Below are 26,287 nucleotides of genomic sequence, written 5' to 3'. Positions count from 1 at the left end.
AATGTGCTAAGTCATTACAGGGCTTGCCATACATCCGCGCTGCCTGGCTCATCTCCTTGAGTCCACCACTGTGCTTGATATTGCACGCCTTGATAGGTCACTTGGTCACCATTATTATAAATACCTGATGCTTGCCAAATCACATCGCCATTACCATCACTTGGTTGCGACGTTGCTTCCCATGCACCGCCCAGATCAGGGCGATCACCTTGTGTCCACCATTTTGCAGTGTACTCAACACCATTGTAAGTCACTGTGTCTCCGGTAACATACACGGCATTTGAATCCCATGTAGTATCGCCATCTGGTGGGGTAGTGGTATCAGCGTCGGTCACCGTTACGGTAAAGCTAACAACGGTTGAGGCTTGACCATCACTCACTGTAACAGCAACGCTATAGTTTGTGTCTGCATCAACTGGGTCAGCCGTTAGACTCACGTTTGCGCCACTGCCGACAAGAGTTAAACCTGCGGGTACATTATAGCTATAACTAAGGGTGTCTCCTTCTGCATCGCTTGCTGATACATTTACTGCTGTTGAGCCACCTTCTTCGACTGTTACATCTGCAATAGCAGCAACCGTTGGCGCAGTATTTTCACCCGTACTTGGGGCAAGCACATTCACGACCACATCTTGGCTAACCGTTGCTTCACCATCACTGACCGCCACTGTCGCTAAATATTGACTGTCACTCGTGACGTTCGGCGCACTGATCACTAAAGTGCTTGAGTTGCTACCTGATACCGTTAATTCAGGTGATGCAGTCCAACTAAACGTCAGTGGATCATTATCGGCATCCGTTGCTGAAGCACTGACAGAAACACTTTCGCCAGCGTTAACGGTTACAGTGCTTGATACTGATAACACAGGTTTTTTATTACTTGGCGGTGTAACAACTCCACCTAAGCCATCATGCATTGCATTTAAAATATCACCATTGTCGGCATCAATTTCCCAAGCAAATAAACCGCCTAGGTTATGCTGATTAACGTAAGCACCTTTAGCAAGTACTGATTCGCGGCTATCGTATGTGATTAGTTTACCGGTTGAGCGGTTCCATACATAAGCTGCTTGCGCTTGCTCATCGTAGCCGACTTCAAAGCCATTCACACCAGTGCCCGCAGCACCAATCATATGCGCTTTGACCCCTTTGTAATCAATCACGCCATCTTCCCAAACACCTTGTGCCGTTGAGCCTGTTAATGGCCCACTGCCAGTGGCCGTCATTGGGTTGCCGTCAATAGTAGTGCCTGTTGGAAAAACACCTTCCCAACCACGGCCATACATAGCGGTACCAACAACGATTTTCGTCGATGGTACATTTTGCGCTAGTAATAATTGTACTGCGTTATCAGTGGTATAGGCAGGGCCTTTGCGTGGCTCGCCATTTTCATCAACACCGGTGCCATTACATTGGCCTGCACTCATGTGCTCACCACAATAAAGCGCCGTTTGATGGCCCGTTACGCCACTCCATGCCCCATAAAAGTCATACGTCATCGCGAAGATGTAATCCATATATTGACTGGCCGCTTGGTAGTCAACGTCTTCAATTTTGTCGTAACCTGCGCCAATTGCTGACGTAAGCTCGTAAGTGCGGCCAGTTTCAGCTTCAAGCTTATCAAGCATAGCGCGCAGCTCTTGCATTAACGCAACATAGGCAGGACCATCATTGATTGGATCGCCAATATCTGGGTTAGGGCCGTCACCACCAGGAAATTCCCAGTCAATATCAACCCCGTCGTAAAATTTCCAGGTTCTTAAAAACTCTTCCATTGAGGCGACAAAGGTGTCGCGGTTAGCTTTATTAGTAAAGCCACCAAATGGGTCTGATAATGTCCAGCCACCTACTGATGGTAAGATTTTCAGATCAGGGTAACGCTGTTTCAGCGCCATTAACTGTGAGTAAGTACCACGGATTGGATCTTTTGCATCCACACCTGGTAATGCTTTTTGCACAGCGGCCCATGGATCGTGAATAACCACTTCATAATCAGCAGAGCCTGCACAGGCAGTATCAAGTGCTTGCTTAGGAGCACCCGTTAATGATGCATTTTCACCACAAATTGGAATAAAGCCATATAAAATGTGACTTAAGTTTTGTGCTGGAATATTTGTTACATCATAATCACGGCCATAAATGCCCCACTCAACAAAGTAAGCACCAGTTACTAAGCCTTGCTTAATGCCAATATCACGGTTATTAGGATCAACGTCCATCGGTAATGGCGCTAAATGGCCGCCGTCTGTATCAGCAATTACAATTGGCTTACCAGCACTGCGCGCGCAGCTAGTACCGCCTTCACACAATTCTACATACAAGGTATGACGGCCCGCTTTATCATACGGGAATGAAATAGTGCCAGTCTTAGAACCTGCTGCAAGTGGCCCTTCATTTACTAGCATGTCATCAAAGTAAACTTTATAGCTATCACCACCATCACCGCTCCATGCACTCCATTGAATGTTGATAGCGACTTGCTCAACACGGGTAACAAGTTGCTTGTAAGAGCCATTTCCTTCAAGGTCCACTGCAACAAACGAATATTGTTGTGGCTCCCAGTTGATGCTTGGTGTAGATGGCGCAGCAGACACAGTGCCTGCAAATAAAGCAACACCAATGGCTGCGGTTAACTGTTTGATATTCATATTTCTCTCTTATCCATTATTAATGTAATTATTTAATAAGTTTGAACTACAAAACTTAGGCTTTTATTTAAAGTTGAGTCCATACATTGGCTTGTCCAGGAGTATCCCCTTGAGTCCACCAGTTAGCGCTATAGCGCTGTCCTTGATACGTTACTTCGGCACCAGCTTGATAGGCTTTGCCTGCATTCCAGTTACTGTCTACGTCGGAAGTCGATGTCTCTTGCCACGCATTGGAGTTGTCAGGTTGCTGCCCTTGATTCCACCATTGAGCGGTGTAAACAACACCTTGAAAACTGGCTTGATCACCAGCTTGATAAACCGCACTACTGCTCCACGGTGCAATAACAGGATCAGTGATAACGCTGTCATTTACAGTGATAGTAAAACTGGTTTCAGTACTGAGTTGACCATCCGATACCGACACAGAAACGCTGTAATCTGCGTTTGCCGATACTTCAGGAGCAGTAATGACGATATTTGCGTCCCCTCCAGTAAAACTCAGTGGCGCAGGTACTGACCAGTTGTAAGTCAATGCAGTTTGCTCATCGTCAAAAGCATGAAGGTGCACGGCTACGGTGGTATTTTCATCGATAACTAAATCATCCGGAGTGTGAACAATTGGCGCCGTATTAGTCGGTGCAGTTTGCACGCTTAATGTGTAGGTGTAGGTTGCATTACTGCTATAGACTTGATTGGTGAGTACATCATTGCCATTAAATACCACCTCACCGGCTTGATTTTGCACGCCAATTTGCACTAAGTGGGCGTAATCTAAGTTCAGCTGCGCAGCGAGTGTTTGTTGCCAGTTTGCTTGGTTTTCTGCGGTGATTTTTAACTGCTGATTAATCACTTCTTGGCCATTTTCATCAAATAAACGTGCCCAAACGCTCTCCCCTGCAATCGCATCTTGCCCTTGGCGAACAAAATAACCCACGCTTGTCCAAACACTTGGATCCGTCGGCCCTGCGTCGCTCACAATGGTAATATCGCTACAGTTATAGAAGCCTTCACCCACTACATCGTTACGTTGCCAACGGCTATACAAAATAGCCTCGCCGCTGCGCCCTTGTGGGATAGCAACGCTCATTTCGTAATAGCGCTTGCCATCGGTGTCTTTAATTACTGCAACATTGTCATGATCTTGCACTAATTCTAGATCAGCCCATGTCAATACATCGGTTGCAGCATTAAAACTTGGCTTGGTTAAATAAAACTGCCAAAAGCTTGGATTATGCGGCGTCGCTGCAAGATAACGAATTTGAATATCACCATTGGCATTAGGCACAACCTCGCTGCGTTGCCAATGTGGCGAAGGTAAATCCATGCCGCGTTTAGCATTATCACCACCGGCGCACAGCAGTCCATTGGGAACCGATGCCTCTACCGCAGCTTGATTTAAATAATCTGGTGTATTAACAGAAAATTCAATATCTTGTACAAACTGGACTGTGCCTGATTCTAAAAATGCAGCACGACATGCAAGGTTTGGAATATTAGTGCCATCTTCAGGCCACCAATATCCGCCATCGGCTTGGCAAAATGCTTGACGTGCTTTGGGGCTGTCCATATAACCGTGTGCGTTTACATCCGTAGGTATTAGCGTTAGTAACACGCTACTTGCTACTGCTGACAGCGACAGGGTTTTTAATTTAATTAATGTCATTGTGTTGTCCTTAAAAAGCGAAAGTTCTGGGGCAAATGAACTTGCCCCTATGATTTACAGGCTACAACTCTTGGTCCAATCAGCCGTTGCACCCGGCTCTGAACTTGTCCACCACTTCGCTTTATAAACCGCGTTGTTATGAACCATTAAGTCACCACCTGTAGCATGGCTGGGATTGCCAGCCCAATCTGTTTGTGGGAAGTTTGGATAAACAGCAATTGCAGTAACGGCTACGCCTTCACAAGTGCCTGACGTGTCGTCGCCATCAGGATCTGTATTACCACCACCTGTTGAAGTACCGTCTGGTAGGTGTGGATACTCAAATTTGAATGCGTAAACTTTGCCATCTTTTTCAATGGTAAAGTTACTCGGACCGGTAATTGGCATGTAATACATCACTTGCGCATTGACTGTTTTACCAGCGCTGAAATCTTTTGGCTGACCGCCCCACTCATTGTTAAGTGTGATTGAAAACCGGTGGAACTCGTGCTCGTAACCGCCAATGTTATTACCCGCTGCATTAGAGCCATTTACTTCAACGGCCATACCGAGTTTTTCTTGTGCGTTCCAATTAGATTTAAAAATAGCCGAAGTTGATACCGGCACATCAAACGAGATTTTCGCACCGCTTAGATCAATATTTGAGTTATTAGTAAACGCAAAGGTTGGGCTAATTGGGTAGTTATCATCACCAATGGGGAAGTCTTTTGCTGCAAACGTTACATCTACCGCTTCGGTTGGTACCACAAAGTGTGGGTTACCTGGATGAGTGTCATATGCCACACCGCTTTGGTTAAACTTGTCATAAGCTAGTGTCGTTAAAGTCGAGCCCATAAAGTACTCGCCCTTTGCCGCGTCAAAATCATAGTCACCAGCAAGTTCCCAGAACATAATCCCGCCAAGGCCATTGTTGATGACATAATCAAGCTTAGCCGCCATTGACTGTTCATCTTCAATAGAGAGGAATACTTTTTTCTCGGCGTTCCATAACCACGGTGCAACCGCAACATCATCGTAATGACGCGTATAAGTACCTGTTAGTTGATCATCAGGATCGGTATCTGGTGTTAAACCATAAACACCTAAGTACGAACCAAAAATACCATTTTCAAGATTTTTAACATGCCATAATGGGTTAGACCCTGCTGGCATTTCTTGCCCTGCATCGTTTTTATCATGCCAAAGATTATCTATTCCTAATGCACCATTACCACACTTGTTCTTTTCACCAACGCCAGTGCCTGTTGCGCAATCAGCTTGGTTTGGCAGTGCCGCTTGGCCCCATAAACCATTCGTGCCACCGCTTACGTCTTTAAAGCCACGAGTATAATAAGGAAGGCCGATGTTAATACGCCCTGCAGATACAGCACCACGGAAATAACGTACCGCCCAATCGGTATTTAAATAACCAATGCCTTCAAACTCAGCCGTGGTGTATACGCCCCATTGTGCCAGCTCAGAGTCAACACCGGTGTCAAACAAGGCTGCATTGTGGCCAACATGTGAGTTCCATGCACCGTGCAAGTCGTAAGACATAATGTTTACGTAATCTAGGTACTTAACTGTTTGGAATGTTTCCATACCGCGTAGTAAATAACCTGAAGATGGCGATGCAATGGTGAGCAAGTAATGTTTACCCGCTATTTCACCAGCGCGGTCTAGTTCTTCACGGAGTTTTTTCATCAGCACTTGGTAAGAGGCATTTAAACCAGCGCGGCGGGCATTTGAAATAGGGAAATCATCAGGGTGGCCTGAATCTTTCATTGATGATGGGTATTCATAATCGATATCAACTCCGTCAAAGCCATATTTTTCAATGAATTCAACGGAGCTTTTTGCAAATGCCTCAATACCCGCTTGATTCACTGAACCATCAGCATTGGTTGTCATGGTATAAAAACCACCACTTTCAACACGGCCCGTTTCATCAAAGTAACCACCGGTTTCAGCCCAACCGCCAACAGAAACTAATGTTTTTACATGAGGGTGTTGTTTTTTAAATTTATTTAATAGATTGAAGTGGCCTTTATAAGCAAAGCTAGGATCCATTTCCGCACCTACAATACCTGGCCATTCCATATTGGTAGCTGGGTTGTCGGCTGCGTTAGGATCACCAATTGACACTTTATTATTGGCATCAACATGGGCAAACGCATAGTTGATATGGGTAATTTTATCCCATGGAATATCGTTCACTAAATAGCTAGGTTGACTATTTGCGCCATTGCGCCAACTGGTAAAGTAGCCAATTACACGACGCGGATGATCAGTGCCCATGATCTCACGACCATCGGCATCATACACAGTACAATACGGCGTATTAACACCTGGTGTTTGATATAAACCTTGTGGGCGACAATCAGTACCAGGTACTGGCCCTGTGTTTTCTTCAACAACAGTAAGCACCTTAGTTACTTGAGCTGTTGCGCCTTCGTTATCGGTTACCGTTAACGTAAACGTGGCTTGGCCAAGTGCCGTTGCTTGCCATGCATAACTACTTGATGCCGTACTGGCTTGATGTACGTCAATGCCATTAGCAGCAAAGCTTAATCCCGTTACTTGACCATCGCTGTCAGTACCTGATAGCGCAAACACCACTTGAGAACCAACAATCAGTTGCTCAGGTAAAGTACTAAATGAAATAGCAGCAACCGGTGCTTGATTAACAGGATCAACCACCTCTGTCACGCTAATCGTGTTGCTCACTTGTATTGATGTAGCACCTTTATCATCCGTTGCCACAGCACTGAGCTGATGCGAACCCGCCACAGCTTGCCAGTTAGTCGTAAATGGAGCCGTGTTATCAACAGCCACAGAACTACCATCAACAAAAAACTCAACTGATGCCACTGAACCATCGGCATCCGTTGCTCGCACCTCAATGACAACGCTGTCTTCATCGTTAAATAAAGAGTTATTCGCCGGTGTTAATAAGGTGATAACTGGCGCTTGACTCTCTGTGACAGCGCTGTCACAAACACCCAAAAGTTGCCACTCTTGATATTCACCAGCATTTTCCACTGGATTTGACTGTGTCCACCACTTAGCTTCATAGGCACTCTCTTGTGCATGTACTTGGCTGCCACCCGTATGAGTTTGTCCCGCTTGCCACTGCGTTAACGTACTGCAATCGACTGCTGCATGCGCACTTAAGCCGACAAAACTAAGCGATACTACACTTAGCTTAAATGCATTTTTTATTATCATTTGTGAGCTCATCAGCTCCTCCGCCCAGATTTTAAATATAACATTAATTTTACAATTGAATTTGAAAACTACCACAGTTTACTCATACGTCAACTTAATTTGGCTATATGATGTATAGAAAACAGCCATAAAAGTAATGAAAAAAGACCATAAAAAAGTTTTTTTATCGCCATTTAACACTAAATAAAAACATCAAGTTCAGAGAATGGGTAATTTCGCATACAAAATATGAACGCAAGGTTAATTTATGGTTACAGTTTATTTGCGAGTATCTTAGCGGGCTCTAGCAACCTTTACGCAAACGTAAACAAGAGTGGGAATAGGCAGAAACAATAAAATGGCAGACTATATAACCAAAAAACCTCGCTTAGAAAAAAATTATCTAAGCGAGGTTTTTAAAAAATGTCCGAGCTTGCTATTTTTTGTAAAAAAATAGCGTTTAGAATAAAAGCCCTATTTGATCACAACGTCATTAAGCGGCGATTAAATAGGACTCTTGTCCTGCATGTTTGTTGTTGCGCTTATAAGCACCTTTGCCTTTTTTAGCGGCTACAATTTGTGGTTTAAAAATTTTCGATGTAACTAATGCTGCTAATGCATTATCACGAATAACACCTCGGCCAGTATCTACTGATGCAGTAGATTTAGTCACTTTAGAACGACGTTTGCTCATTTTTTTTCCTCTTTAAAAGTATCGCGATTGTATGCTTGATATAAAAAAATACAAGCAGTTTTAATAAAAAAGCCCGCATAATTGCAGGCTTAATAAACAACTCTAAATTTAGAAACTAAAACTTACTTTTGCGTAGTAACTTCTGCCATCAAAGCCATAAGGCAATGCACGTACAGGGTATTTAAATGCGCCATTGGTGATAAAGTTTAGTACTTCGTCATCGCCTAGTTCATCTGGCGTTTCATCAAATACGTTATCCGCACCAACCGAAAGCACAAACATATCGTTAATTTGGTAACTAACGTTTAAATCCACTAACACTGCAGATTCAACTGTACTTGTTGGTTTAAACGAACCTGTTGGCGAAAGCTCACCCGGTAATGGTATATGATCGTTACCAAAATATTTTACATCGGTTTCGCCAAAGTAATTAAAACGCATTGTTGAAGTGTATGCATCACGTTCGTAGTCAAAGGTAAGTGTTGCTCGTTCACTAGGCTGACCATTTGTTAAAAAGCTACGTTGGGTATCATCTAATGCGATATCTTTAGGAATACCTTCCGCTGCGTTTACACCATCAATGTATGTTCTATTGATATTACCCGCAAATGTTGCAGAAAAGTCACCATCGTATAGATCGGTACGATAAGAAAGAATGGCATCAACACCCTTAGTTGTTGAATCGACTGAATTTGAAAAATAAGCCGCTTGATCTGCTCCCGTAGCCTTAAGTGCAGCAACAGCCACAGGGCTAAACGCAAGATCTTCAGCCTTCATAAAGTTACCCAAAGTAATACGATCTTTTATCGCAGTATGGTAAAAATCGACGGTTAATGACAACTCGCTGCTTACATCATAAACAAAACCAAAACTAACATTTTTAGAGCTTTCTAATTCTAAGCTTTCAACGCCTAAAGCGACTGGAAGATCTGATCCTGCTTTAGCAATAAATGATTGCTCAAGTTCACCAGCACTATTCAAGTTTGTGGTAAACGCAGTATATGCGCTTTGCTGAAGTGATGGCGCTCTAAAACCAGTCGATACCGCACCACGAACAGCAAAATCATCATTCAATTCGTAGCGAGACGCTAACTTACCAATAATATCATCACCCGCATCAGCGAAGTCTTCATAGCGAAGTGCACCACTGATATTCCAGGCATCAGTGATCATGGTTTCTGCATCCACATAAAATGCATAACTGTCACGACCTTGTTTGTTTGATGCTTCTGGCCTTAAACCGTTATAGGCTTGAAAACCGCACTCAGCAACAATATTAGGATTGTTTACTGAAGGGTACAAGATATTATTATTAGCTAAACCACAGGCGTACGAAGCTTCATCACCAGGTACTATTTCATAATTCTCTTTACGGTATTCACCACCAAATGACAGATAAATAGGCTCATCGCGACCGATATCAATAATGCCATTAATGTCAGCATTTATTGTGGTTTGATCAAACCTAAAACCACCTGAGTAACCACCACTTGGGCCTGCATTTGCTGCTATATCAGCATCACTCGCCGTTGGGTTATTAAATAAATACTCCGCCGCATAAGAAGCGTTTAATGTATTGCGTGATGTAAAGTCATATTGGTTTTCACCATAAACTGCCGATACATCGTAGTTCCAATCTGGATTAATATCACCTTTAAAACCTAGTGCAACAGAAATATCCTGCGCTTCGTTATAAATGCGCGGTAAAAAACCATCACTGTATACTTGAGTAACATTTTTAGATGCTTCATTAAAGTTACGGTAAAAGCCGTTACCCAGTGCTGTACGCTCAGAGTAACCACCAAACGAGTAAAGTTCACCGTCGCCCATTGGCAATGCCATATTATAAAATAACGAGGTAAATTCACTTTCCGAATTGCCTTGGCCCCAACGTACCTCGTCAGACAAAGTTCCATACGGTACATCAACCGAGCCGCCAATATCGCGCTCTGCGCGGTTAGTACCATCGGCATCACGATACTCAAGTGATAAGTTAATAAAGCCACCTGCAGTGCCCAAATCAAAACCGCGATTTAAACCCGCTGAAAGGGTCTCACCATCACCTTCAGCTGTTTCACTATATTGTACATAACCAGTTGTTATACCTGTTGAATCATTCAGTGACAAGTTAATGACCCCAGCAATAGCATCAGAGCCGTACTGCGCTGCTGCACCATCACGTAATACTTCAACCCCTTTAAGTGCAGTCAGTGGAATTGCATTCATATCGGTACCCGCAGCACCTGCACCCACAGTACCCACTAGGCCAAAAATAGACTGATTATGACGGCGTTTGCCGTTTACTAATACCAGTGTTTGATCTGGCTGTAAGCCACGTAACGTTGCAGGACGGAATAAATCAGAGCCGTCTGAGACTTGCGTACGCGAAAAGTTAAACGATGGCGCGGTAGCTTGTAAGCTTTGCCCCAGCTCAGTAAAGCCGCCTTTATTTAAATCATCAGCGTCAATTAAATCAATTGGTGACGAAGATTCAGTTGCTGTGCGGTTAGAGACCCGCGAACCTAAAACGGAAATTTGTTCTATGTTTTTTTCTGCTTCGACTTGTGCGTCTTCAGCCATGACAGCTGAGCTGCTAAATGCAAGTCCTACGGCGATAGCCAGTGTATTTAAACGAAATGTTGTCATGTGTGTTGTTCGACCCTGTTGACTCTTCACCTGTTTACTCAATTGCAGTGATAAACAAGTGAATTCATAAAAGTTATAATTAGTGTAATCAAGCGTCATTTACAAAAATAACGGCTTGGCAAACATCCTAGCAACATACACATACAAAAAGAAACATATTTAACTGCGACAATGGTCGAAATATGCAAAAATTAGCTAAATTTTCTCCTATTTTATGATTTTGATTGAATTTCAAACAAAAAAAAGCATGATTATTCAAATCATGCTCATTGTTAAAATATTGTTGTGCGCTAAATAGCGTGAGGGATTAGCCTTCTTCTTCCCAAAGCGCTAACTTTTCATCTTCAAGCATTAATGCCATTGATGCAATGCTGGTTAAGCTTTCATCCAATCCTTTGTAAAGTAATGCAAAACCATCACTGAGCTGCTCTGGTTCTGGGTGTTCTTTAATCGTATCAGGCCACATTGCAAAGGTCGCCAATAAGTTTAAGGTTGCTTCAAAGTTATCAATAAACAGCTGCCCATCAGCTTGATTTGCAACTTGTTGTTTATCCGCACTTAATAAAAAAGCAAAGTCACTTTGCCACACTTCTTGGTTAACCATATACGCAGCTAAGTAACCCACACACCACTGTTGCAGTTGCTCACTTGGGGCTTTAGCATCATCCCCATGAGGATAAATAGTGCTCAATAAATGTTGCTGTGCTACCTGCGCTTCGGTCACATTATCCAATAACGTGATCATTGCCTCGTGTTCAGCAGAGCCGGTCATTAAACGGGTATAAATAGGATCATTTTTATCAGCAATGTAATTGGCAATTTCTGACTCGCCATAAAACTCCGAGCACGCTAATAAACCACTAATAAAGCCAATTACACTGTCAGTGCTCACCACTTTTAATTCAGGGTGCTGACTTAAATAATCACTCAAAACCAATGTACTTTTTTCATTAAGCATTATTCACCCTCAGGTCGTTATACAATCAGTCTATACACTAACCAACTATTGGTTTTTTTTAAAGCAAATTATTCATGTCTTAGAATTGGGAAAAAACAATGTATCTGTGTACCTTGCCCTTGTTGGCTGTCAATTTCAATCTCACCTTGGTGATCATGGACCATGGCGTACACTAACGTCATCCCCATTCCAGTGCCAGTGCCAACGGGCTTAGTGGTAAAAAATGGATCAAAAATATGTGCTTTTACATGTTCACTCATGCCGCAGCCATTGTCACTGACGGTAATGCATATCTGCTGATCGGCAAAAGCCACCGTGACAGTAATTATTGCTTGAGTATCACTAAGCTCATCACATGCGTGTTTAGCATTAATTAATAAATTCACCATCACTTGATTAATCGCAGCTAAGTTACACCATGTCATTGGCACTGGTTGATAATTGCACTTAACCTCGCAGTGACCCAATTGATTTAACAATAATTTAACTGCATTTTTTACTGCATCAGTCATATCAACAAGCTGTTTTTCATTGTCTTTTGGTCGAGCAAAATCCAGTAAATTACGCACTGTATGGTTTATCCGCCTAAGCCCTTGGCTGCTATCGGCTAATAATTCATGAATATCATCACGCAGACTGAGCAATGACTGTTGCTCAGTAAGCTGGTTAAGTTGCGCAATTAATTCGCTATCGCTAATTGTTCTATCAAGAACCTGTTGATTCATTTCAAGTAAACGGTAAACAGTGTTATTACTGCTATGTAAACTTTCAATATTACTCATCGCATAAGCTAACGGATTATTGATCTCATGAGCAACTCCTGCGCATAACGTGCCTAAAGTCGCCATTTTTTCAGCCTGAATAAACAGCCCATGTTGATGCTCTAATGCCACGACCTTTTTTTGCAGCTCTTGATTTAACGCAAACAACACCCTACTTTTATCTTCAAGTAGTTGTTCCGCCTGCTGCCGCGCAACTTTTTCGCGTAAAAACGCCTCCCGATAATTGTCATCTGTTAATGTCATAATGAGCTATTCCATCCCTAGTGCTAATAATTCGCAAGTAGCGTATTCGTACGGTTTGAGTACAGTTACTTAGCTGTACTTAATACTTTAAAGTTAGCACACTTAACGCTTACACGCTTTAATTCGAAAAACTCGCAGCAACAGACTATGGTTAATAATAACGCTTAACTTTATGAGGCCATTGTGGGACTAGCAGCAAAACCGCCGAAAACACAGCAAACACAGCAAACACAACAAATATTATGCGTCGATGATGATGAAATTGTGCTGCGTTCGTTATCGCATTTATTAAAAAGCCATCAACTCAACGTGCTGACTTGCTGTTGTCCCGTTGCGGCATTAGAGCTTGTAAAACAACATCAGTTTGAAGTGATCATTTGCGATATGCGGATGCCAAAAATCAATGGTGCACAGTTTTTTCAGCAAGCAAGAGAACTTGCCCCTGACTCGCAACGTATTTTATTAACCGGTTTTACGGATATAGACACCACACTGACCGCCATAAATGACGGGCAAATTCATGGTTATATCCAAAAACCATGGCAAAATGATTTATTACTCAGCTGCATTGTCGATAGCATGGAAAAATACCAATTAAAAAAACAAAACCAAGCTTTACAACAACAGATCAATGCACAAAATATCGCTTTAAAAGAACTCAATAACTCACTAGAGCAGCGCGTCGAAAAACGTACTAAGCAGATCAAACAAGTACTTAAACAGCTTGAAATCGCTAATGCCAGTGAAAAGCATGAGCACCGCTCAACGGTTGAATTACTTTATAACTTTATTAACGCCAACCCCTATTTAGATGGCATAAAAGCAGAAAATATCGCCAATACCTGCACGCAGATAGCAAAACAACTGCAACTCCCCGAAAAAAATATCGAAATGGCCGCCATGGCAGGCTATTTAGCGCAAATTGGCTTGCTGGCAATGGATCCTCAGTTATATGAACACCCTTTACATGAACTGACCGAGCAACAACGCAAACGCTATTATACTCACCCAAGTACAGCCCAATTAATGCTGATGCCAGCGACCCATTTACACGATGTGTCTGATGCCATTTATCATCAATACGAGCATTATAGTGGTAATGGTTTGCCTAAAGGGCTCAAAGGTAATGATATTCCACTGAGCGCAATGATCCTTGCCTTAGCGCGTGATTATTGGGATGCCTATGAGCAATGCCAACAAACTGATGCTAAAAAACACCAACATGCTTTAGAAACAGTTACGCGATTCAGTGGCACTTATTACCACCCCAAATTAGTGCACGCCTTAACTGAATGTAGGATCAAGTGTATAAAGCAACAATCAAAAATCGGCTCCATGCAAATCATTACTGCACGACAGCTCACTGTGAATATGGTGTTAGGCCATGCTTTGCATAGCCATAACGGCATTATGCTGCTGCCAAAGGGCCACCTTTTTAGTGCCAAATCGATAGAGAAACTGCAACAGCTTGAGGCTAAAAAACCATCACCTTTTCGGATCATGATCAAATCATCATAAATCAGTGATCCTATTTAGCCTTTGATTCGTTACAATAGCCTAATAATATACATGGAATATTTTCCATAACTGGCTATTTTTCTTTAGGAGCAGTGTGTGTCGCGATTTTCAGCCGTTACCGATAACCCTCATGATCAGCGTTTTCATCAAAAAACAGGCGTTTTACTGACCAACTTAGGGAGTCCAGATGCACCCACAGCGAAAGCATTGCGCATTTACTTAAGAGAATTTTTATCTGATCCGCGCATCGTTGAGATCCCGCGTTTAGTCTGGATGATCATTTTGCATGGCATTATTTTGCGAGTACGCCCTAAGCGCTCAGCAAAATTATACCAAAGTATTTGGACCGAAAATGGCTCGCCATTAACCCATATAACTCGTTTACAACGGGACAAACTCGCCGCTCAGCTAAAAAACCAAGGCTTTGAGAATACTGACGTCGTGATGGCGATGCGTTATGGCAATCCATCCATTGCAGCAGGTTTAGAAGAATTACGCGACAAAGGTTTTACTCGCATTGTGGTGCTACCTTTGTATCCGCAGTACTCAAGCCCCACCACAGGCTCGACCTTTGATGCAGTAGCAAAAGTACTGCGAAAATGGCGCTGGGTGCCAGAGCTACATTTTATAAATGGCTACCATAAAAACACCACATACATAGAATCTTTAGCCAATAGCATTAGTGAAGACTTACAAACTAATGGGATGCCACAAAAATTAGTGTTTTCATATCATGGTATGCCGAAACTGTTTTTAGAACGTGGCGACCCATATTATTGCTTATGCCTGCAAACCACCCGTTTAGTGGTCGAAAAACTTGGCCTTGATAAAGACTTAGTTGTCAGTACCTTTCAAAGCCGCTTTGGTAAAGCCGAGTGGTTAAAACCCTACACAGATGCAACCCTTGAGAGCTTACCTGGTGAAGGTATTAAAGATGTGGCTATTATCAGCCCTGCATTTAGCGCCGATTGCCTTGAAACACTTGAAGAATTAGAAAGTGAAAACCGTGAAATTTTTGAACATGCCGGCGGCGAAAAATACCGTTATATTGCAGCGCTTAATGACCGCGACGATCATATTAACGCACTAATCGATGTGCTTAAACCAATGCTTTAAAACCCCTGAGTAGGCGCATTTTAGTGCCTACTCAAAATTTAATATTACCGCGCAATGCTTTGGTGTTACCGTGCTTGGTTTTTTTATCCATGCGTTTACGCTGCGAACTACGACTGGGCTTAGTCGCGCGGCGTGCTCTTTGCACTTTAGTGGCAGACACAATCAGCTCTTTTAAACGCGCCAGCGCATCTTCTCTATTTAATTCTTGAGTACGATGACTTTGCGCTTTAAGCACAATCACCCCGTCTTTAGTAATACGACTATCATTAAGTGCGAGTAAACGTTCTTTATAAAATTCTGGGAGTTTTGAGCGATTAATATCAAAGCGCAGGTGTATTGCACTGGCTACTTTATTAACGTTTTGCCCACCAGCCCCTTGTGCACGAATAGCAGTTAGTTCAACTTCCCACTCATCAATTGTTACAGCGTTTGAAATAGTTAACATTAGGTTCAGTTACATTTGGCAAAAATGCATTATAGCATTTGCTGCATAGAGACCAAAATCGACTACTATTAAGCTATATTTCGTCTTTAAAGCAACAATAGAAATAAACAAAGGATCTAACTATGAAAAAACTATTATTATCAATCAGCTTATTAGCCATGAGCTTTTCAAGCCTAGCTGTAGACATCACTGAAAGTGAGCTGCAAGGTTACATGAAAGCACTCCCTGCCGTAGTTGACTGGTCAAAAAACCAAGATTCATTAAAAAGCATGGACTTAGGCAATATGTTAGGTGGCTCTGAAGGTGGCACCAACGCAACGGCATTAGGTGCTCTAGGTATGATCAAAGATAACGATTTATACAAAGAGTTTACCGCATTAACGACTAAATATGGTTTTACTCCTGAGCAACTTATTGCTGTAGGCTCTGAAGTATCAATGGCTTACCTTGAAAATATCAAAGGTAATTTATCACCAGAGAATAAAGAAACAGTAAATCAGCTAATGGGTGGCTTACAAAGTATGAGCGGCTCGCAAAATAACAGTGCTAACTCAATGCTAGGCTCAGTAGCTAACTCAGCGAATGCCGCCAGTGCAGCTGCGCCGGTTGTTAGTGAAAACAATGTAAACCTCGTGAAAGAATACATGCCGCAACTGCAAAAACTATTTGCAATGGTGCAATAAGTACGGCAAAAAATATTTATAACGCGACCGTTTGGTCGCTTTTTTTATTGGTTGTAACCAACACCACTGAAATTTATACTGGCAGCAATTATTAGCGACTGACTTACTGATTTTATGCCAATTAACCTAGCCCCAAGTGCCACAACTGACGAACAACAAAAACAACTGTGTGTATTACTTGCAATTGTAATTAGCGGTGCCTCGAGCGGCTATGATAATTCGACCCAGCAAGTGACTAAACGCCTTTATAACAACATTAAAACAGGCTATTCATTTTCTAAAACAGAAGTCGCCAAGTTCACCAAACAACTTGAAGCACAAGATTTCATTTGGCAATACCCGTTTGGGGATCGCTTTCGTATTTCAATCAATGCCATCGCTTTTATAATCGTTAATGTCACTAAACACCCTAACTTGCTGAATGCCTTTGTGACAGAGGCAGTAAAAAGTTGTTTTTATTACGATAACAATGTTGCTTTTTTACAATGCTTATTTGATCACATTAGCCGTACCCAAAATGGTAAGCCGCAATTACTCAAGGACTTATCACAAGCGATTGATTTTAATTATATTAACTCACTCGCACAGTCGCAGTATAGCAGCCAAGTGTGGCACTGTTTACCCCAGCAGTGGCAACAACTGTGTTTAGAAAACTTTATTCGCGGGCAGTTTTTTAATCTTACTGCCACTCCAGCCTGGCCGACACTAATCAACCAAGCAAAGCCAGCACTTACAAGACATACACGCATTTACCTCAATGAAAACTTAGCCGTTTTACTGCAAAATAACAACTACGCACAGTTGCTTGATGACAAACGCGATGCTGTTTTAGCCACCTTTATCGAGGCAAATCGCAATGCCATCAATGGTGGGTTTATTGATATTGCATTAATACAGTATAAAAGCGCATTAACAGCGTTTAGAAAACAATTTGGCAAAGGGGTTTATCCAGGCGAACTGAGCGGATTACTCTATACAGTATGTTTATTTATCAGCGGTAGACCTGCCGATGTAAAGCAGCTTAGTACCTGTCAAAAATGGTATAAGAAAAATTTCGGCGAGTTCAGCCATGCCAACCAAGCGATTGTTCACCTACTCGAAGATGACTTAGCAAGCTGTGAGAAGCATCGTCTAAATAACGATTTATATCGTTATATAAATAACCCAAATGCATTGGCGCCGCTATTTTGCTTATTGCTGGCAATCATTAAAAACGCCACTGATGAGCAAATAAATCACCTAAGAGGTGATACTGAGTTATTAACTCAACTTAAAACAGCCGCTAGCCAACAGCAACATTGGTTAGCAGAGCAATGTTCGCACCTCGTTAATTGGCTTAGCGATGACATACCATTACCCAGCACTGGTTTACTACAGCACTTTACCCGAGTGCCACACTGGCAACGTTGGCTTAATGAAATTAGCCAAATAGACACCCCAACCGCGCAGCAACGAGTGATTTGGCAACTGGATGTCACTCATCTAGATTTACCAATTATTCAAGCTAAAGTGCAACAACTCAATGCCAAAGGCGACTGGACCAAAGGCCGTAAAATAAACGCACATGAACTTGCCTATAGCCAATATGAAGACGCATTAACCAGCATTGACCGCAACTTAATTCAAGTGCTCAATAGCCATGCAGGGTTTGGCTATAATGAGATACACGCAACTGGCGCAGTATTACAAGCGCTGATCGGATTTAAAGGGCTGGAAGATCACAACGGACAACCGCTGACTCTAATTAAAGGTGAGTTTGTTATTGAAATTGCACAAGACATAAATGATTGCTACCGCCTAGTGATACAACCGAGTATTAGCGATGTTGATTGTGATTTTGTACTTCAACACAGCCATGCGCACTGTTATCAAGTTTTTAGAATTGATGATAAACAACTAAAATTACTGCAATTACTTGAACAACAACCGAACAACTTAACTGAAGAAAGATTGCCACAACTCAACGCCGCATTACAAGTACTGGCCAACGAGCACCATATAAGTAGCCAACGTACCGAGTTTGCCCATATTAATAACGTACGCCAAGGGCTCTGCGACATTGCCGCAGTGATTGCGCTGACTCAATTAGGCATTAATGTTAATTTCTACAGCATGCCAATTGGCGTAGAGGGTCCTTGGCTTGAGCCAGGTATTGGTGCGTTAACACTGGCACACAGTACGGATGAACAAACCGACAGCATTATTATCAAGCGCGATTTAAAAGCAGAACAAAAAGCGCTGCGAAAACTACTTAAAAATATGGCAGGGGTTTTTGCTGATCGACAAACTGGGCAATACAACAAGTCACAGCAACAATTTTACTTACCAGAAGATATCAGCCAAGCAATAGAACTACTTGAAACAGCACAGCAACAACAGTCCTTGGTACTAAGCTGGGATGAAAGCAGCCAAGGCATGCAAGTGGCGAAGAGCAAGCACCTGTCACTGAACCTCAATGACGATAATGACTGGTTAAGTGTCAGTGGCAATATCTCACTGCCCAGCGGCCAAATATACGAATTACAAACGCTACTCAAAGCACCTCGACGCGGTAGCATTTTAGAGTTTTCAGAGGGTAATTCGCTGTTATTGGATCAGCGTTTAACTAACTTGTTAAATCGTTTAGAAGGTATGCAAAACCTTGATAAACACAACCCTACTGATGAGCTAAGGATTGCCAATGCGCGCGCACTGCCATTACACAAAACGATTGCCGACTTAGGTGATGTCACATTTGGTGAAAGCTGGCAAACCCGTTTAGCTAAGTTTAACCAAACAATCGAGCCAACTTTACCTGCACATTTAACCCATATTCTGCGTGATTACCAAATAGTAGGCGTGAACTGGTTAATGCAATTAGCTAACTGGGGACTCAATGCCTGCTTAGCCGATGACATGGGACTTGGCAAAACACTGCAAACCTTAACCGTGTTACAAATGCGCAGTAGTTTAGGTGCCAGTTTAGTGGTTGCGCCAAAATCAGTGTGTCATAACTGGCGAGTCGAAACCGAGCGATTTGCAGCTAGTTTGAACGTAAAAATTATTGAAAATGCTGCGACATGCACTGAAGTACTCGCCAATGCGGGCAAACACGATTTAGTGATTGTCAGTTATGGTTTATTGCCGCTGATCGGCGAGCAGCTATGTCAATTTAGTTTTGCTAATATTGTCTTTGACGAAGCACAAGCAATTAAAAACCCCTTGAGTTTACGGGCAAAAGCCGCGTTTGCACTCAATGGTCAATTTAAAATAGCACTGTCGGGCACGCCGATTGAAAATCACTTAGGTGAACTGTGGAGTTTATTTAACTTTTTAATGCCGGGTTTTTTACACACCCTGCCCGTATTTAAAAAGCGCTTTGGCAATGCCGATAAAAATCAGCAGCAAGCCGACACCCTAAAAACCTTAATTGCACCGTTTATCCTGCGTCGTACTAAGCAAACTGTGTTGACTGAGTTACCAGAAAAAACCGAAATAAACTTAACCTTTGCGCTAAGTGATAAAGAGCAGGCACTCTACGAAGCAACTCGCTTAAATGCGCTTGAGCAAGCGTCACAGGATGACAGTCAATACATCACTATCTTAGCTTCATTAACTAAATTACGCCGCGCCTGTATTGCTCCGCAGTTGTTACTGGAAAATAGTAAGTTACCATCCAGTAAACTCGACACCGCCGAAGCCATTATTGAAGAATTACTAGAGAACAACCACCAAGCGCTGATCTTCAGTCAGTTTGTTGATGTATTAAAACTGCTTGAGCAACGTTTGCAAAAACGCGGTATCGATTACTGTTATCTGGATGGCAGTATGAGCAGCAACAAACGCAAACAACAGGTTGATAAATTTCAAGCCGGCGATGCGCCGCTGTTTTTGATCAGTCTAAAAGCCGGTGGGACTGGGCTTAATTTAACCGCAGCCGACTATGTAGTGCATTTAGATCCATGGTGGAACCCAGCGGTTGAACAACAAGCATCTGATAGAGCCCATCGTCTCGGGCAAACTCGCCCCGTCACTGTGTACCGGCTAATTGCACAAAACACCATTGAAGAAAAAATTCTACAATTACATGAGCATAAACAAGCATTAGCAGACAAAGTATTAGCAGGAAGTGGTGATGCGGGGCAAATGTCTAAAGATCAATTACTGGCTTTGTTAAATAACAATGATCTGTAATGTGACGGTTATGCTTGGTACGCCAAGGTAACCGCAAAGGCACTGTCATCTTCTAATTTGCGCAGCATTTTTGCAGTAGGCAGGCAGATATCTTGCACAAAGTGCAGCACATGGGGCTCTGGCTCACAAAACAAAATATCCAGCGCTAAGCGATCTTTGCCGTATAAACCACGGTGGAGCATATTCGCTGAAAAAATCAGTAAGTCGCCTGCTTGCATTTCAATAACCTGGCCGGTGGCTAAATCATCACTTGAGTTATAGCCACCTTCAGATAACCTAGTCGCCAATTCAGCTGGGGTATCCCAACGGCGATGGGAACCCGGCACCAGCTCAATACCTGGTTCGTCCTCAAGTGCCACCCGACAATGAATAACTTCTGGGCCTGATAACGCAGCTTGTTGCTCAAGCAAACTCAAATGGTACTGCATATCACGATGCCAATAGTTTTCTTGCTCAGGGTTTACTGGGTTAAAAAATAGCTGCGTATTGATAAATGCCGCAGTGTCTAAAATTGAGTCTACTTGCGCCATTAACTTATGGCTGGCAATAAACTTAAACAATACTAATCGTTGCGCTTCATCTAAATAGGTGCTTGCAGTTAAGTAAGCGCTATTAACCGCCTTGGTTTGATAAAACTGTTGGTTATCAGCAATCCAATGCTGGTGAAAACAATTGGTCACTTCACGCACTTGCACAAGCTCACGCTCAGTGTAAAAACCTTTAACATGGAAAAAGCCGTGTTGCTCAAATTGCGTATTGATCATCTGGCTAATCACCCTGAGATTTTAAAATTGATTGCACTGCTTGCGCTAATTGTGGCACTACATCACGCTCAAACCAAGGGTTGTTAGCGAGCCAAATATTATTACGCGGGCTGGGATGTGGTAATGGCAGAATGGTTGGCCAATACTCACGCCACGATTTTACTAACTCAGTAAGCGGTAAATGTTTAGTCTGTGGCAGATGATACGCTTGCGCGTATTTACCCAGTACTATGGTCAGCTTAATATTTGGCAGTGCGGCTAACAGCTGCGCACGCCAGGCAGGCGCACACTCTTTGCGTGGCGGTAAATCGCCCGACTTACCTTTACCGGGATAACAAAACCCCATCGGCAAAATGGCAATTTTAGTCGCATCGTAAAAATCGTCTTTACTGAGCCCTAACCACTGGCGTAACCGCTGACCACTGGCATCATCAAATGGTATCCCAGTTTGGTGCACTTTAAGCCCTGGTGCTTGCCCAGCAATTAAAATTCGTGCGCTAGGGTTAAATTGCACAACCGGACGTGCGCCGAGCGGCAACTGTGCTTCACAGATCACGCATTGACTAACTTGCGTTAATAAATCGCTAGCCAGCATCACTATTTTGCCCTATCCGCCACAACACACCGCTTGGATCATAAACCACAAAATCAATCATCTGCCATGGCTGTAAGCTTGGCTCTGTTATAGTAATGCCATACTTTTGCGCTAAAGCTGTGCTTTTTAACTGCGCATGCCATGCATGCACATCTGCAACTAATAGGTGCATCATAAAGTTATTAGCATGCTCTGGGTTATAAAAGTTTTGCAATAAAAAACTGCAATCACCATGATAAAAATACGCCATCTCTGGGCTTTGCCATGCGAGCTCAAAGCCCATTTGCTGATAAAATTCGCAGCTCAACGCGTAATCTTTTGCAGGCACAAATGCCTTGATCTCTTCGCAACTCAAATTTGCCATGCAATTCCTTTCTTTGAGTTAGTAAAATTATGATCTGTTATAAATGAACTAGATGCGTTCTGACCACACCGCAAACTCATTACCACTGGGTTCGGTAAAATGAAAACGACACCCACCAGGAAAATCAAAAATAGGTTTTATAATTTTTCCTCCATGATGCTCAACCTTACTGAGTGTTTGGCTAATATTTTCACTATAAAACACCAGTAATGCGCCGCCATGTTGCGTTAATGAACTGGCATTTGCTTGATAGAATCCGCCATCAAGCCCTGCACAGTCACTATTGAACGCAGTATATTCTGGCCCATAATCAATAAACTGCCAGTCAAATACAGCACTAAAAAACGCCTTCGTTGCCGTTAAGTCGGCTGCCGCAAATTCAACATAATTTAACTTTTCATGTGCACTCATAATAAATCCTGAAAAAAATAACAATCATAATGCTACCAACCACTAAGCATACAAGCAGTTGAAAAATTTGCGAACTTTTCAATTAAAACAGCTGATAATCCGCTAGAGATCACGATTTTACTAAGTAACCTAAACTCTGGGTAATAAAAAATAATGATTATCGGGACTTACTTAGATAATAAAGCCAAAGGTAATACGAATCACTATCTTTTCTGTGTCTAGAATATATAATACCCTCTTTATTCGCTCCCCATTTTGGGGCTTTGAGGGATCACTATGCACGCTCAATCGGTCAAAAACAGGCAAACATTCTCGATAGCTTCTAAATTAAGTCATGTTTATCAATCTCATAGCTATCGTATTGCGGTAATCTCACGATTTTTAGCAGCCATTGTAGGTGGTTACGTCTTTACCGCCGTATTTAGCTCTTTACTGAGCATTATGTTACCGCTGAAAAAGTCAGATGCCGTGTTACTTAGTATCAGCCTGACTATTTTTATTTATAGCTGCGTGTTTATTTGGGTGTTTGCCGTTAAATCACTCACTAAAATTTGGATCACTATTTTACTAACTACAGCAGGATCTGCGTTGATCTTATCGTTACTTAAGGGCTGGTTATGAAAGAGAACTTTTTTCGCTCTATGACTTGGATGCATACATGGGTTGGCTTATTGGTATGCTGGCTACTGTATTTAATTTTTTATGCCGGTACATTAAGCTTTTTCCGTGATGAAATGACGCTGTGGAATCAACCAGCTTTACACAATGTACAAGCGCCAGAACAGCGTGTAGCGCAACAGCGTAGCCAAATTATCAGCGGTATTAATTACCTACAAAATGCAGCACCAGAGTCTACGCTTTGGGGGATTTACTTACCCACAGAGCGAAAACCGCAGCTTAATTACGCCTATGAAAAGCCTCGTCCTGAAGGCAAGCGTTTTGGTGGTTGGCAAGATCACAATATCAATCCACAAACAGGTGACGAAATAGCGCAAACAAGAGACACCAGAGGTGGTAACTTCTTCTACCGACTGCATTTTGACCTACATTATATTGATGTCCGCACAGCCCGCTGGATAGTCTGCTTTGCGAGCTTATTTATGTTGGTAGCGCTTATATCTGGGGTTGTGATCCACAAACGTATATTTAAAGATATGTTTAGTTTTCGCGCTAATAAAGGCAGCCGCAGTTGGTTAGATGGCCATAATGTATCGTCGGTTTTAGCCCTGCCTTTTCATCTTATGATCACCTATACAGGCTTAATAACACTGATCTTTATGTTATTCCCCTATCCGGCAATGACCGCCTATGAAGACGGTGTACGCGGCTTATTTAATGATGTGCTGCCAACTAATGTTCGTAGCAAAAGCAGCCCTGAAAGTGCCCCGCTAGCTGGTATCGAAGGCATTTTAGATCAAGTTTATACTAACTGGCCTAATGCTGATTTAACACAAATATCAATCCGCGATCCGAACAAAGCGTCGGCGACTATCACGGTTCGCGCCTCTACCGGCACACAGGTACGCGATCAAACCCCAACCTTATTATTCAATGGCGTTGATGGTAGCTTAATTGCAAAAAGTGCCACTGAGCTGAGCAACACAGAAGCGTTTTACGATTCAATGACCGCACTACATACCGGTCGCTTAGCCAACCCGCTACTGCGTTGGTTATATTTTTTATGTGGCATTGCCGGCTGCGTAATGATAGCTAGCGGCTGCATAATGTGGGCTAAACGGATCCGCGAGCGGATGAAAAAACAACAAACAGCGTCGTTTGCTTTAAAACTCGTAGAAGGTTTAAACCTTGCCACGCTAATGGGCCTACCACTGGCAACCTGTGCATTCTTTATTGCCAATCGGCTACTACCAATTAACGCAGTAGAGCGAGCTGATAAAGAGATTTTAGCGTTCTTTTTAACTTGGCTTGCAGTTGCCTTATTTGCCTTATTTAAACGCGCCACAGCACAATGGTTACAACTTGCTTGGCTCAATGCTGCTGCCTGTATTGCCGTGGTGCTTATCAATGCACTCACAACCGACGGCAATATAATCAGCTACTTACTGAATGGCCAATGGGCACTGTTTAGCTTTGACTTTTTATGTATCATTTTTGCTGGGCTATTTGTTATTCAGGCCAAAAAAATACGTACTCGAGCTCAGCCTAAAGCACAACAGCAAAGTTCGCGACGCGCTGCAAAAACCAACTTACAGGAGCAATCATAATGCATGAGTTACTGCAATTTAGCCTGTGTTTATTGGCTTTTAATTGTTTTGCTTTAGCAAAATTCAATCATTATCGAGAGGTATTTAAAACGCGCCCAAATGAAAAACAGAGTAAACAATTTTTATTGGCGGCTTGGATCAGTATTTTACTAAGTTTAGTGCTGAGTGTTGTGCAACATAACGGCTATGGCGCCTTGCTTTTTTGTGGCTATATTGCTGTAAGTCTTTTAATTTTAATGATTTTTTATAGTTTTAAAGCATCCTGGGTAAAAATCATGAGTGTACTAAATATCACGGTAATAATGCTGAGTGGGCTGTTTTTAAGTGTTTTTTAAGTGTTTTTTAAGCTTAGTTAGTAAAATCATGATCTGATACCAATAACTTAACACGATTGGTATAACATAAAAAAAGGCAAACTAAGTTAGTTTGCCTCTATATCCAAATAATTTGGTTATAAAAAGTAGGGGGATACACATGTCTACAAATAGCTATGGGCAATTGCTACTCAAGCTATGTAGGCATAATACTCATTTCATGTGTCATATTTATTACTGCGCTAATTTTTCTGCATTCGAAGATTAATTAACACAGTGGCTGTAAAGGGAATTTACAATCACTGTGCAGGGTCTTGCTTCACCATTATCAAGTTGTCAGTATTAAAGCCGCGTTGTTTTGCGCTGGCTTTAAAATCCGCTAACCGTTGCTCACTCACAGTCGGAGTGCGCGCTAATAGCCACAGGTAATCATTATTGTAACCAGACACATAAGCATACTGATAATCTTGCTGATCTAAACCAAACACCACGTAGGAGCTATAAAACGGCCCAAAAAACGACACTTTTAAATGCCCTACATTATCACTATCAACAAATTTTGCCTTACCTTGCGCCTCGCTCCATTGCTGCTCCTCTGAATTAAACCCACGGTTTAGCACAGTGACGCTGCCATCCTCATTAATAACGTAATTCGCAGTTATATTGTCTAAACCCCGCTCAAATGAGTGATCTAATCGGGCTATTTCATACCATTTACCTTGGTACTGTTCGATAGAAAAAGGACTTACGGGAGTTACTTTATCAGGCATGCCAGTACAGCCGAGCAGTAAACTACTAACGAACAGAGTCAAAGTGATAAATAATTGATTTTTCATAGTCGATCCCTTTATGGTTTATC

At 42.4% G+C, this 26,287-nt stretch carries 20 protein-coding genes; 7 read left to right on the top strand and 13 right to left on the bottom strand.

Annotation, left to right across the window (positions count from 1 at the left end):
* Positions 1-14 precede the first annotated feature (14 nt).
* From ENH88_RS09220 to ENH88_RS09190, 7 genes are all read right to left on the bottom strand, one after another.
* The gene (locus ENH88_RS09220; protein WP_304181878.1) at positions 15-2,648 is read right to left on the bottom strand and encodes a glycosyl hydrolase family 18 protein; all 2,634 of its coding nucleotides are present in this window, start codon (positions 2,646-2,648) and stop codon (positions 15-17) included.
* Positions 2,649-2,715: 67 nt separating this feature from the next.
* Positions 2,716-4,311 (bottom strand): lytic polysaccharide monooxygenase, encoded by a 1,596-nt coding sequence (locus tag ENH88_RS09215; protein WP_304181876.1) that lies wholly within the window; start codon positions 4,309-4,311, stop codon positions 2,716-2,718.
* 54 nt (positions 4,312-4,365) lie between these two features.
* On the bottom strand, positions 4,366-7,530 hold the full coding sequence (locus ENH88_RS09210) for a glycosyl hydrolase family 18 protein (protein WP_304181875.1): 3,165 nt from the start codon (positions 7,528-7,530) through the stop codon (positions 4,366-4,368).
* Between the two features lie 460 nt (positions 7,531-7,990).
* Positions 7,991-8,191, bottom strand: a complete 201-nt coding sequence (gene arfA / locus ENH88_RS09205) for a ribosome alternative rescue factor ArfA (protein ID WP_304181873.1) — start codon at positions 8,189-8,191, stop codon at positions 7,991-7,993.
* A gap of 108 nt (positions 8,192-8,299) precedes the next feature.
* The gene (locus ENH88_RS09200; RefSeq protein WP_304181871.1) at positions 8,300-10,837 is read right to left on the bottom strand and encodes a TonB-dependent receptor plug domain-containing protein; all 2,538 of its coding nucleotides are present in this window, start codon (positions 10,835-10,837) and stop codon (positions 8,300-8,302) included.
* A 307-nt stretch (positions 10,838-11,144) separates the two neighbouring features.
* Positions 11,145-11,795, bottom strand: a complete 651-nt coding sequence (locus tag ENH88_RS09195) for a UPF0149 family protein (protein ID WP_304181869.1) — start codon at positions 11,793-11,795, stop codon at positions 11,145-11,147.
* 68 nt (positions 11,796-11,863) lie between these two features.
* Positions 11,864-12,820: a sensor histidine kinase gene (locus ENH88_RS09190; RefSeq protein WP_304181865.1), complete on the bottom strand. Its 957-nt coding sequence runs from the start codon at positions 12,818-12,820 to the stop codon at positions 11,864-11,866.
* 183 nt (positions 12,821-13,003) lie between these two features.
* Between ENH88_RS09190 and ENH88_RS09185 the strand changes: the two genes are divergently transcribed.
* Positions 13,004-14,338 (top strand): HD domain-containing phosphohydrolase, encoded by a 1,335-nt coding sequence (locus ENH88_RS09185; RefSeq protein ID WP_304181863.1) that lies wholly within the window; start codon positions 13,004-13,006, stop codon positions 14,336-14,338.
* Between the two features lie 96 nt (positions 14,339-14,434).
* The gene (gene hemH / locus ENH88_RS09180) at positions 14,435-15,454 is read left to right on the top strand and encodes a ferrochelatase (protein WP_304181861.1); all 1,020 of its coding nucleotides are present in this window, start codon (positions 14,435-14,437) and stop codon (positions 15,452-15,454) included.
* Between the two features lie 31 nt (positions 15,455-15,485).
* Here the strand turns inward: hemH and arfB are convergent, their stop codons facing one another.
* Positions 15,486-15,899, bottom strand: coding sequence for an alternative ribosome rescue aminoacyl-tRNA hydrolase ArfB (gene arfB / locus ENH88_RS09175; protein WP_301562803.1), 414 nt, complete (start codon positions 15,897-15,899; stop codon positions 15,486-15,488).
* Between the two features lie 122 nt (positions 15,900-16,021).
* On the opposite strand from arfB, the gene ENH88_RS09170 reads away from it, so the two are divergent.
* Positions 16,022-16,582 carry a short-chain dehydrogenase gene (locus ENH88_RS09170; RefSeq protein WP_304181857.1) on the top strand — a complete coding sequence of 187 codons (561 nt, stop codon included), beginning with the start codon at positions 16,022-16,024 and terminating at the stop codon, positions 16,580-16,582.
* Between the two features lie 114 nt (positions 16,583-16,696).
* On the top strand, positions 16,697-20,755 hold the full coding sequence (locus ENH88_RS09165) for a DEAD/DEAH box helicase (RefSeq protein ID WP_304181856.1): 4,059 nt from the start codon (positions 16,697-16,699) through the stop codon (positions 20,753-20,755).
* A gap of 8 nt (positions 20,756-20,763) precedes the next feature.
* Here ENH88_RS09165 and ENH88_RS09160 read toward each other — a convergent pair whose 3' ends face one another.
* The 4 genes from ENH88_RS09160 to ENH88_RS09145 are packed head-to-tail and all read right to left on the bottom strand — an operon-like array spanning position 20,764 to position 22,889.
* Positions 20,764-21,519: a phytanoyl-CoA dioxygenase family protein gene (locus ENH88_RS09160; RefSeq protein WP_304181854.1), complete on the bottom strand. Its 756-nt coding sequence runs from the start codon at positions 21,517-21,519 to the stop codon at positions 20,764-20,766.
* 4 nt (positions 21,520-21,523) lie between these two features.
* Positions 21,524-22,114 (bottom strand): uracil-DNA glycosylase family protein, encoded by a 591-nt coding sequence (locus tag ENH88_RS09155; RefSeq protein ID WP_304181852.1) that lies wholly within the window; start codon positions 22,112-22,114, stop codon positions 21,524-21,526.
* The gene (locus tag ENH88_RS09150) at positions 22,104-22,478 is read right to left on the bottom strand and encodes a VOC family protein (protein ID WP_304181851.1); all 375 of its coding nucleotides are present in this window, start codon (positions 22,476-22,478) and stop codon (positions 22,104-22,106) included. Before ENH88_RS09150 ends, ENH88_RS09155 begins: the two co-directional genes overlap by 11 nt.
* Before the next feature lie 48 nt (positions 22,479-22,526).
* Positions 22,527-22,889: a VOC family protein gene (locus tag ENH88_RS09145; protein WP_304181849.1), complete on the bottom strand. Its 363-nt coding sequence runs from the start codon at positions 22,887-22,889 to the stop codon at positions 22,527-22,529.
* A 276-nt stretch (positions 22,890-23,165) separates the two neighbouring features.
* On the opposite strand from ENH88_RS09145, the gene ENH88_RS09140 reads away from it, so the two are divergent.
* From ENH88_RS09140 to ENH88_RS09130, 3 genes are read left to right on the top strand one after another with little or no spacing between them, the layout of a single operon-like run.
* The gene (locus ENH88_RS09140) at positions 23,166-23,510 is read left to right on the top strand and encodes a hypothetical protein (RefSeq protein ID WP_304181847.1); all 345 of its coding nucleotides are present in this window, start codon (positions 23,166-23,168) and stop codon (positions 23,508-23,510) included.
* A complete protein-coding gene (locus ENH88_RS09135) occupies positions 23,507-25,114 on the top strand; it encodes a PepSY-associated TM helix domain-containing protein (protein WP_304181845.1) in 1,608 nt (535 codons plus the stop codon). The genes ENH88_RS09140 and ENH88_RS09135 overlap by 4 nt, the downstream gene beginning before the upstream one ends.
* Positions 25,114-25,449: a DUF3325 domain-containing protein gene (locus ENH88_RS09130; RefSeq protein ID WP_304181843.1), complete on the top strand. Its 336-nt coding sequence runs from the start codon at positions 25,114-25,116 to the stop codon at positions 25,447-25,449. The genes ENH88_RS09135 and ENH88_RS09130 overlap by 1 nt, the downstream gene beginning before the upstream one ends.
* Positions 25,450-25,727: 278 nt before the next feature.
* Here ENH88_RS09130 and ENH88_RS09125 read toward each other — a convergent pair whose 3' ends face one another.
* Positions 25,728-26,264, bottom strand: a complete 537-nt coding sequence (locus ENH88_RS09125; protein WP_304181842.1) for a lipocalin family protein — start codon at positions 26,262-26,264, stop codon at positions 25,728-25,730.
* Positions 26,265-26,287 lie beyond the last annotated feature (23 nt).

This window comes from Pseudoalteromonas prydzensis (genome assembly GCF_011050055.1).
In the GTDB taxonomy this organism is placed as follows: Bacteria; Pseudomonadota; Gammaproteobacteria; order Enterobacterales; family Alteromonadaceae; genus Pseudoalteromonas; species Pseudoalteromonas prydzensis_A.
This window is presented reverse-complemented; position numbering and strand designations above follow the sequence as displayed.

Bases quoted from the DNA above. Each gene is read 5' to 3' on its own strand.
- ENH88_RS09135 (WP_304181845.1), top strand. From the start codon at position 23,507: ATGAAAGAGAACTTTTTTCGCTCTATGACTTGGATGCATACATGGGTT.
- ENH88_RS09140 (WP_304181847.1), top strand. From the start codon at position 23,166: ATGCACGCTCAATCGGTCAAAAACAGGCAAACATTCTCGATAGCTTCT.
- ENH88_RS09160 (WP_304181854.1), bottom strand. From the start codon at position 21,519: ATGATCAATACGCAATTTGAGCAACACGGCTTTTTCCATGTTAAAGGT.
- ENH88_RS09130 (WP_304181843.1), top strand. From the start codon at position 25,114: ATGCATGAGTTACTGCAATTTAGCCTGTGTTTATTGGCTTTTAATTGT.
- ENH88_RS09215 (WP_304181876.1), bottom strand. From the start codon at position 4,311: ATGACATTAATTAAATTAAAAACCCTGTCGCTGTCAGCAGTAGCAAGT.
- arfA (WP_304181873.1), bottom strand. From the start codon at position 8,191: ATGAGCAAACGTCGTTCTAAAGTGACTAAATCTACTGCATCAGTAGAT.
- ENH88_RS09165 (WP_304181856.1), top strand. From the start codon at position 16,697: ATGCCAATTAACCTAGCCCCAAGTGCCACAACTGACGAACAACAAAAA.
- ENH88_RS09155 (WP_304181852.1), bottom strand. From the start codon at position 22,114: ATGCTGGCTAGCGATTTATTAACGCAAGTTAGTCAATGCGTGATCTGT.
- ENH88_RS09150 (WP_304181851.1), bottom strand. From the start codon at position 22,478: ATGGCAAATTTGAGTTGCGAAGAGATCAAGGCATTTGTGCCTGCAAAA.
- ENH88_RS09145 (WP_304181849.1), bottom strand. From the start codon at position 22,889: ATGAGTGCACATGAAAAGTTAAATTATGTTGAATTTGCGGCAGCCGAC.
- ENH88_RS09200 (WP_304181871.1), bottom strand. From the start codon at position 10,837: ATGACAACATTTCGTTTAAATACACTGGCTATCGCCGTAGGACTTGCA.
- ENH88_RS09170 (WP_304181857.1), top strand. From the start codon at position 16,022: ATGAAAAAACTATTATTATCAATCAGCTTATTAGCCATGAGCTTTTCA.
- ENH88_RS09195 (WP_304181869.1), bottom strand. From the start codon at position 11,795: ATGCTTAATGAAAAAAGTACATTGGTTTTGAGTGATTATTTAAGTCAG.
- ENH88_RS09220 (WP_304181878.1), bottom strand. From the start codon at position 2,648: ATGAATATCAAACAGTTAACCGCAGCCATTGGTGTTGCTTTATTTGCA.
- ENH88_RS09210 (WP_304181875.1), bottom strand. From the start codon at position 7,530: ATGAGCTCACAAATGATAATAAAAAATGCATTTAAGCTAAGTGTAGTA.
- arfB (WP_301562803.1), bottom strand. From the start codon at position 15,899: ATGTTAACTATTTCAAACGCTGTAACAATTGATGAGTGGGAAGTTGAA.
- ENH88_RS09125 (WP_304181842.1), bottom strand. From the start codon at position 26,264: ATGAAAAATCAATTATTTATCACTTTGACTCTGTTCGTTAGTAGTTTA.
- ENH88_RS09190 (WP_304181865.1), bottom strand. From the start codon at position 12,820: ATGACATTAACAGATGACAATTATCGGGAGGCGTTTTTACGCGAAAAA.